This is a genomic window from Christiangramia aquimixticola (genome assembly GCF_048285835.1).
Lineage (GTDB): Bacteria > Bacteroidota > Bacteroidia > Flavobacteriales > Flavobacteriaceae > Christiangramia > Christiangramia aquimixticola.
Genome location: NZ_JBLVTL010000243.1, coordinates 1 through 294, shown reverse-complemented (window position 1 = coordinate 294; position 294 = coordinate 1). Strand labels below are relative to the sequence as shown.

Here is a 294-nt window from a genome sequence, read left to right as displayed (position 1 = left end):
GTTAGGAACTAGTTGGGAAAGGCAACCTTTATTTCACATCAAAACTTCGGAATACCAACAAAATACAGATCAAATCCTCCCATTTCTCCGGGCCGATTGGAAGAGAAAATCATCAATTGATTGGCGAACTCAGGATAGGATGAGACTACCGGTCTGTATTCATCATGTACAGAATTGATTTGAGGCCCGAGGTTGACTGGTTCTGACCATCCGCTCACTGTTTTCTTGGAGTAATACAAGTCATATCCCCCATATCCGCCCGGACGGTCGGAAGCAAACACCAACAAATCACCA

The 294-nt window shown here is 44.6% G+C and carries 1 pseudogene; it reads right to left on the bottom strand.

From position 1 onward, the window contains the following. Positions 1 to 38: 38 nt before the first annotated feature. Positions 39 to 294, bottom strand: a pseudogene (locus ACNKXV_RS14320) (hypothetical protein); the annotation flags it as partial.